The following is a 312-nucleotide window of genomic DNA, read 5'->3' as shown; positions in this document are numbered from 1 at the left end:
CCGCCGAGGACGAGGCGAGGCAGGTCGAGGGCGCCGACCTGTACGGCGACTTCGAGGACGTGATCGACGAGGAGTTGGACGCCGCCGCCGACGAGGCGGGTCACGGTGAGCCCGCCGAGCCACCGGACGAGGCCGAGGTACGCGCCGGCTTCACCCGGATCGCGGCGCTGCTCACCGCGAAGTGACGGACCGGGCTGGCACCGACGAGCACCGGCGCCGCGCGGAGCGGACTCCGCGTGGCGCCGGTGCCACCTCACCCCCCACCACAAGGGGCCGGTAGCCCAGTCGCCCGCCGGCGCGGGGCACGACGAA

1 pseudogene is annotated in these 312 nt (G+C 75.6%); it reads left to right on the top strand.

Annotated elements, in window-relative coordinates:
• A pseudogene (locus tag C7C45_RS33400) lies at window positions 1-185 on the top strand (hypothetical protein); the annotation flags it as partial.
• Window positions 186-312: the final 127 nt, after the last annotated feature.

The sequence above is a fragment of the Micromonospora arborensis genome (assembly GCF_003205615.1).
In the GTDB taxonomy this organism is placed as follows: Bacteria; Actinomycetota; Actinomycetes; order Mycobacteriales; family Micromonosporaceae; genus Micromonospora; species Micromonospora arborensis.
Note: the sequence above shows the minus strand (reverse complement) of the source record. Positions and strands in the feature narration are given on the sequence as shown.